The sequence below is a fragment of the Streptomyces sp. KR55 genome (assembly GCF_052245645.1).
Taxonomy (GTDB): Bacteria; Actinomycetota; Actinomycetes; order Streptomycetales; family Streptomycetaceae; genus Streptomyces; species Streptomyces flavusporus.
Genome location: NZ_JBQQCE010000465.1, coordinates 1 through 7760 on the forward strand (window position 1 = coordinate 1; position 7760 = coordinate 7760).

Annotated in this window: 4 protein-coding genes and 1 pseudogene; 2 read left to right on the forward strand and 3 right to left on the reverse strand. The window is 70.5% G+C overall.

The genetic code is table 11. The features are described 5' to 3' along the window. Both ACTWQJ_RS41950 and ACTWQJ_RS41955 read left to right on the forward strand, forming a co-directional pair. The coding region (locus ACTWQJ_RS41950) for a glycoside hydrolase family 48 protein (protein ID WP_443311672.1) at nt 1-2138 on the forward strand (2138 nt) is incomplete at its 5' end. Nucleotides 2139-2285: 147 nt separating this feature from the next. Next, nucleotides 2286-4583, forward strand: a pseudogene (locus ACTWQJ_RS41955) (xyloglucanase); the annotation flags it as partial. Between the two features lie 48 nt (nt 4584-4631). Here the strand turns inward: ACTWQJ_RS41955 and ACTWQJ_RS41960 are convergent. The 3 genes from ACTWQJ_RS41960 to ACTWQJ_RS41970 are packed head-to-tail and all read right to left on the reverse strand — an operon-like array spanning nt 4632 to nt 7674. Further along, nucleotides 4632-6518, reverse strand: coding sequence for a rhamnogalacturonan lyase (locus ACTWQJ_RS41960; RefSeq protein ID WP_443311673.1), 1887 nt, complete (start codon nt 6516-6518; stop codon nt 4632-4634). Nucleotides 6519-6557: 39 nt separating this feature from the next. Next, nucleotides 6558-7361: a class I SAM-dependent methyltransferase gene (locus ACTWQJ_RS41965; RefSeq protein WP_443311675.1), complete on the reverse strand. Its 804-nt coding sequence runs from the start codon at nt 7359-7361 to the stop codon at nt 6558-6560. A gap of 7 nt (nt 7362-7368) precedes the next feature. After that, a complete protein-coding gene (locus ACTWQJ_RS41970) occupies nt 7369-7674 on the reverse strand; it encodes a 4a-hydroxytetrahydrobiopterin dehydratase (RefSeq protein WP_443311674.1) in 306 nt (101 codons plus the stop codon). Nucleotides 7675-7760: the final 86 nt, after the last annotated feature.

Consider the following 7760-nt stretch of genomic DNA (forward strand, 5'->3'; position numbering starts at 1 on the left):
ACGTGAAGCTGTCGACCCGGCCGTCGTCCGACGTGACCGTGACGACCGCCCGCACCGGCGGCAACACGGGCCTGTCCGTGACCGGCGGCGCCTCGCTCACCTTCACGCCGTCGAACTGGAACACGGCACAGCAGGTGACCGTCACCGCCGACTCCTCCGGCACCGGCGCGGCGACCTTCGAGTCGACGGCGACCGGGCACGCCAAGGCCTCGGTCACGGTCACGCAGATCGCCGCGACCAAGGAGTACGACGCCCGTTTCCTGGAGCTCTACGGGAAGATCACCGACCCCGCGAACGGCTACTTCTCGCCCGAGGGCATCCCCTACCACTCGGTCGAGACGCTGATCGTCGAGGCGCCGGACCACGGCCATGAGACGACGTCGGAGGCGTACAGCTATCTGCTGTGGCTGCAGGCGATGTACGGCAAGGTGACGGGCGACTGGACCCGGTTCAACGGCGCCTGGGATCTGATGGAGAAGTACATGATCCCGACCCACGCCGACCAGCCGACCAACTCGTTCTACACCGCGTCGAAGCCGGCGACGTACGCGCCCGAACTCGACACCCCGCAGCAGTACCCGGCGCAGCTCGACCCGAGTGTCCCGGTCGGCCAGGACCCGCTCGCCGCCGAGCTGAAGAGCGCGTACGGCACCGACGACGTCTACGGCATGCACTGGCTGCAGGACGTCGACAACGTCTACGGCTACGGCAACGAACCGGGCAAGTGCGAGGCAGGGCCGACGGCGACCGGGCCGTCGTACATCAACACCTTCCAGCGCGGCTCCCAGGAGTCCGTGTGGGAGACCGTCCCGCAGCCGACCTGCGACGCCTTCAAGTACGGCGGCACGAACGGCTACCTGGACCTGTTCACCGGTGACGCGTCCTACGCCAAGCAGTGGAAGTTCACCAACGCCCCGGACGCCGACGCGCGTGCGGTGCAGGCCGCGTACTGGGCGGACCTGTGGGCCGAGGAGCAGGGTAAGGGCGGCGATGTCTCCGCGACCGTCGCGAAGGCGGCGAAGATGGGCGACTACCTGCGCTACGCCATGTTCGACAAGTACTTCAAGAAGATCGGCGACTGCGTGGGCGCCTCGGCCTGCCCGGCGGGCAGCGGCAAGGACTCCTCGCACTACCTGCTGTCCTGGTACTACGCCTGGGGCGGCGCCCTGGACACCTCCGCGGGCTGGGCCTGGCGCATCGGCTCCAGCCATGCGCACGGCGGCTACCAGAACCCGATGGCCGCGTACGCGCTCAGCTCCTACGCCGATCTGAAGCCCAAGTCGGCGACCGGGCAGGCGGACTGGGCGAAGTCGCTCGACCGGCAGCTGGAGTTCTACCGCTGGCTGCAGTCCGCGGAGGGCGCCATCGCGGGCGGCGCGACCAACAGCTGGCAGGGGCGGTACGCCACCCCGCCGGCCGGGAAGTCGACCTTCTACGGCATGTACTACGACGACAAGCCCGTCTACCACGACCCGCCGTCCAACCAGTGGTTCGGCTTCCAGGCGTGGTCGATGGAGCGGGTCGCCGAGTACTACCAGCAGAGCGGTGACGCGGACGCCAAGGCGGTCCTGGACAAGTGGGTCGACTGGGCACTGTCCGAGACCACGGTCAACCCGGACGGCACCTACCAGATCCCGTCCACCCTCCAGTGGTCCGGCCAGCCCGACACCTGGAACCCGTCAAGTCCGGGCGGCAACACCGGACTTCACGTCACCGTCGCGGACTACACCAACGACGTGGGCGTGGCGGCCGCGTACGCCAGGACGCTGACGTACTACGCCGACCGTTCCGGCGACACGGAGGCGGCGGCGACCGCGAAGGCCCTGCTCGACGGCATGTGGGACAACCACCAGGACGCGCTGGGCATCGCCGTGCCGGAGACCCGGGCGGATTACCTCCGGTTCGACGACAGCGTGTACGTCCCGAGCGGCTGGACCGGCACCATGCCGAACGGTGACGCGATCAACTCGTCGTCGACGTTCGACTCGATCCGGTCGTTCTACGAGGACGATCCGGCGTGGTCGAAGATCGAGGCGTATCTCGCGGGTGGTGCGGCGCCGTCCTTCACCTATCACCGGTTCTGGGCTCAGGCGGATATTGCGCTGGCCTTGGGCTCGTACGCGGAGTTGCTCGAGTAATGCGCAAGCTGCGGGCCGTCTGTGGCTGGTCGCGCAGTTCCCCGCGCCCCTGAGGGGCGCGACAACGCACCGTAGGCCGGGCGGTCCCCCTGACCTGGGGCCGCCCGGTCGGCACGCCCTTTCATCCCCTCCGGAAAGGACCCCACCGTGCGAAGAACCCGCATCCTCACAGCCGTGCTCGCGCTCGCCGCCGGACTGCTCGCGGGCACCCCGCCCTCACTCGCGGCGGACACCGGGCAGGTGTCGATCGCCGCCGACACCTACACCTGGAAGAACGCCCGCATCGACGGCGGCGGCTTCGTCCCCGGCATTGTCTTCAACCGCACCGAGAAGGACCTCGCCTACGCCCGCACCGACATCGGCGGCGCCTACCGCTGGCAGGAGTCGACGAAGACCTGGACGCCGCTGCTGGACTCGGTCGGCTGGGACGACTGGGGGCACACCGGAGTGGTGAGCCTGGCCTCCGACTCCGTCGACCCCGACAGGGTGTACGCGGCCGTCGGCACGTACACCAACAGCTGGGACCCGGGGAACGGGGCGGTGATGCGCTCCTCGGACCGGGGCGCCAGCTGGCGGAAGACCGACCTGCCGTTCAAGCTGGGCGGCAACATGCCCGGCCGCGGCATGGGCGAGCGGCTCGCGATCGATCCGAACAGGAACAGCGTGCTGTACCTGGGCGCGCCCAGCGGCAAGGGCCTGTGGCGGTCGACGGACGCGGGCGTGACGTGGTCGCAGGTGTCGGCCTTCCCGAACCCCGGCAACTACGTGCAGGACCCCAGCGACACGAGCGGCTACGCCTCCGACAACCAGGGCATCGCGTGGGTCACCTTCGACGAGTCCACCGGCACACCGGGCAACGCCACACGGACCATCTACGTCGGCGTCGCCGACAAGGACAACGCCGTGTACCGATCGACGGACGCGGGCGCCACCTGGTCCCGCCTCGCCGGCCAGCCGACCGGTTACCTCGCGCACAAGGGCGTCCTCGACGCCGAGAACGGCTACCTGTATCTCGCGTACAGCGACAAGGGCGGCCCGTACGACGGCGGCAAGGGCCGGCTGTGGCGGTACGCGACCGCGAGCGGCACCTGGACGGACATCAGCCCGGTCGCGGAGGCCGACACCTACTACGGCTTCAGCGGTCTGACCGTCGACCGGCAGAACCCGGGCACGGTGATGGCGACGGCGTACAGCTCCTGGTGGCCGGACACCCAGATCTTCCGTTCCACGAACAGCGGCGGCACCTGGACGAAGGCCTGGGACTACACGTCGTACCCCAACCGCTCGAACCGCTACACCATGGACGTCTCGTCCTCCCCGTGGCTGACCTGGGGCGCCAACCCGTCACCGCCCGAGCAGACCCCGAAACTCGGCTGGATGACCGAGGCGTTGGAGATCGACCCGTTCGACTCGGACCGCATGATGTACGGCACGGGCGCCACGATCTACGGCACGGACAACCTCACGAACTGGGACAGCGGCGGCACGTTCAGCGTCAAACCGATGGTGCAGGGACTGGAGGAGACGGCCGTCAGCGACCTCGCCTCTCCCCCGTCGGGCGCTCCACTGCTCAGCGCCCTCGGTGACATCGGCGGCTTCCGGCACACGGACCTCACCAAGGTCCCGCCGATGATGTACACGTCGCCGAACTTCACCTCCACGACCAGCCTGGACTACGCCGAGACCAACCCGAACACGGTCGTGCGGGTCGGCAACCTCGACTCCGGGCCGCACATCGCCTTCTCGACCGACAACGGCGCCAACTGGTTCGCCGGGACGGACCCTTCGGGTGTGAGCGGCGGCGGCACGGTCGCGGCGGCGGCCGACGGCAGCCGGTTCGTGTGGAGCCCTGCCGGTGCGGGCGTGCACCACGCGACCGGTTTCGGCTCGTCCTGGTCCGCGTCGTCCGGCATCCCGGCGGGCGCGATCGTCGAGTCCGACCGGGTCGACCCGATGACCTTCTACGGCTTCAAGTCCGGGAAGTTCTACGTCAGTACGGACGGCGGTGCGACCTTCACCGCGTCCGCCGCGACCGGCCTGCCCAGCTCGGACAGCGTCCGCTTCAAGGCGCTGCCCGGGACGAAGGGCGACATCTGGCTGGCGGGCGGTGCGACGGACGGCGCGTACGGCCTGTGGCACTCCACCGACGGCGGGGCCTCCTTCACCAAGCTGTCCGGCGTCGAGCAGGCAGACACGATCGGCTTCGGCAAGGCGGCGCCGGGAGCCTCGTACCAGACGCTCTACACCAGCGCGAAGATCGACGGGGTCCGCGGCATCTTCCGCTCGACCGACCGGGGCGCGACCTGGACCCGCATCAACGACGACGCCCACCAGTGGGGCTGGACGGGTGCGGCGATCACCGGTGACCCGCGGGTGTACGGCCGGGTGTACGTGGCGACCAACGGCCGCGGGGTGATCTACGGCGACCCGTCCGGCTCCGGCGGTGCCTGAACGGGTGGGGGCGTGCCGGCCGGGGCACGCCCCCACCCTTGTTCACGGTGTGTGGACCGTCGGCCGCGGGGGCGTCCCCATGCCGTTGCCGATGAAGAAGCTCGGGTGGGGCGGCTGGTTGTAGGCGGTGTTCTGCCAGGCCAGGGCCACGCGGTACTGCGTGTCGTGGAGCAGGGTCGTGATCCTGGTGTTCGTCTCGTGCGGCGTCGAGTAGATCCGCAGCGCCCGGTTGTCGCTGGTGCGCCAGACGACCTCCTCACGCCAGTCGCCCAGGATGTCCCCGGAGATCGCCGGGGTGGACTTGCTGCCGTTGTTCGAGGAGACGGCCGAACCCGTCAGCAGGCGGGTGTCGGAGGACGTGCCGTACTTGTCGATGCGGGTGCCGTCGAGGAGTTCGCGGACCGGGTCGCCGTCCCACCAGTTGACGAAGTTGATGCTGGAGGGCTCGCGGCCCAGCGAGCCGCCGGTCGCCGAGCGCAGGGTGGTGTCCGAGGCCGACCAGGACTCGGCGCCCGCGGAACCGGCGTGGATGTCTGCGGAGACACCACGCCCGTTGTCCGCGCCGGACGCCGTCTGCCACAGGATCTGGCCGGTGCGGGCGTCGGCCATCCAGGAGCCGGGCTTGGAGGAGTCCTCGGACACCTTGAAGTACTCCAGGCCCGAACGTGCCGGGTCGAGGTCGCCGACGTGGCCCGCGTCGCCGTGGCCGAGCTTCGTCGTCCACAGGCCCCAGCCGTTGTCGTCCACGGTCATCGCGCCGTAGACGATCTCGTCCTTGCCGTCGGCGTCCACGTCGGCGATGGACAGGCTGTGGTTGCCCTGGCCGTCGTAGCCCTTGCCCGCGTTGGTGGAGGCGTTGGTGTCGAAGGTCCAGCGGCGCGTGAAGGCTCCGTTGCGCCAGTCCCAGGCGGCGATCACCGTGCGGGTGTAGTAGCCGCGCGCCATGATCAGCGAGGGGCGGGCGCCGTCCAGGTAGGCCGTGCCGGCGAGGAAGCGGTCGACACGGTTGCCGTAGGAGTCGCCCCACGACGAGACCGTGCCGCGGGCCGGGACGTAGTCGACGGACTGCATCGCCGCGCCGGTCCGGCCGTTGAACATGGTCAGATACTCCGGCCCGGACAGGACGTAGCCGGAGGAGTTGCGGTGGTCGGCCGACGAACTGCCGATGACCTTGCCCGTGCCGTCGACCGTGCCGTCGGAGGTCTTCATGGCGACCTCGGCCTTGCCGTCGCCGTCGTAGTCGTACGCCTGGAACTGCGTGTAGTGCGCGCCCGAGCGGATGTTGCGGCCCAGGTCGATGCGCCACAGCCGGGTGCCGTCGAGCCTGATGCCGTCGACGATGGTGTTGCCGGTGTAGCCGGACTGGGAGTTGTCCTTGGCGTTGGTGGGCTGCCACTTGAGGACGAAGTCGAGGGCGCCGTCACCGTCGAGGTCGGCGACGGAGGCGTCGTTGGCCTCGTAGGTGTAGGCCACGCCGTCGGGGGTGGTGCCGCCGACCGGCGGGGAGAGCGGGACGTCCTTGTAGCCGCTGCGGAACTGGATCGCGTGGACGGAGTCACCCTGTTCGACACCGTTCACGACGGCGCGGACGGTGTAGTCGGCGTGGGACGGGGCGCCGGAGTGGAAGAAGCTGGTGGAGCCGGTGATCGGCGACGAGTTGACCTTCGTACCGGCCCGGTACACGTTGAAGGAGACGGTGTCGGCGTCGGTGCCGAGCCAGCGCCAGCTGACCAGGTTGCCGCTGCCGGTGTGGACGCTGACCACACCCCGGTCGAGCTTCTCCACCTGGCGGGCGGTGGCCGCCTCGGCGGAGGCCGGGTCGAGGACGATCACTCCGGCGCCGACCAGGGTGGCCGCGGCGGCCGCGGCTGCGAGGACGGCGTTACGGCGTCTGCGGTGCTTGTGCGCATGCCTGTACGGGTGCTTCACGGGGACGAACCTCCCGGGAGGACGGACGGGTTCCGTCCCTCAGTCGCCGCCGGGGGCCGAGGGGTTGCCGTACGTCCCGGCTTTCCGGGTGATGCACGCGGCCGGCGGTTTACGGAACGCCCGCAGGGTGAACCAGGGGTCGGGGCGGGGCCGGTCCTGGTCGGGCAGGGCCGCCAGGCGGGCGGCGAAGCCGTCGGCGAGCGGGTGGCCCGGCGGCAGCGTGACGAACCAGCCGCGGCGCAGGTCCGCGACCGTGCGGCGTGGGCTGCGGCCCTGACCGCGGCCCGGGAAACGGGTCTGCCCGGCGGGATGCAGGCCGTGTTCGACGGCGTACGACTCGACGGCCGACGTCTCGTCGACGGCGCGGCGGGGGGGCCGGGAGGCGAGGACGGCATCGATGTCACTGCCCACGTTGTGCGAGGCGGCCTTGTCGACCGTCGTGACATACACACCGCCGGGCCGCAGCACCCGCGCGCACTCCGCGACGACGGCCCCGACGTCCGCCGGACGCGGCAGCAGGTGGAGCAGCCACACGCTGCTCACGGCGTCGAACTCCCCGTCCCGGAAGGGCAGTCGGCGGCTGTCGGCGAGGACGACGGCCCCGGGCAGGCGGGCGGCTGCCTGCCGGGCCATCGCGTAGGTGAGGTCGACGCCGGTCACCCGCATCCCGTCCCGGCCGGCCGCGAGCCGCCGCGTCACGATGCCGGTGCCGCAGGCGACGTCGAGCAGGCTGCGCGCATCCTGCGGTACCAGGCTCAGCACGCCCTCCGCCGCGGCCGCCGCCCGGGGTTCGCCGCCGCGGGAGGCGTCGTACCGTTCCGCCTCCTCGCTGTAGTCCAGCACCATGGGCTCAGCTCGCGCCGTGCGCCGGGGCCAGCTCCGCCACGCGCCGGGCGAGCTGGAAGTCCAGCTCGGTCACCTTGCCGCCCACGCTGTGCGTATTCACGGAGACGGACACGGTGTTGTAGCCGAGGGTGAGGTCGGAGTGGTGGTCCAGCTCCTCCTGGACCTGGGCGATGTGCACCACCATGGCCGTCGCGGCGAAGTGCGAGCCGAGCCGGTAGGAGCGGGTGAGGCGGTCACCGTCGGCCGACCAGCCCGGCAGTTCGGCGATGCGGTTCTCGATCTCCTGCTGCGACAGCGGTTCGACGGGCATGAGGTCGCTCCCTTTCCTCGGGGTCGCGTGCGATGTCGCGTACCTGTTCAGCGTGCCACAGGCGGACGGCTGCGGCCCTGGTCAGA

Excerpts from the sequence above, each read along its gene's own strand:
- ACTWQJ_RS41970 (WP_443311674.1), bottom strand. The coding sequence starts at position 7,674 with ATGCCCGTCGAACCGCTGTCGCAGCAGGAGATCGAGAACCGCATCGCC.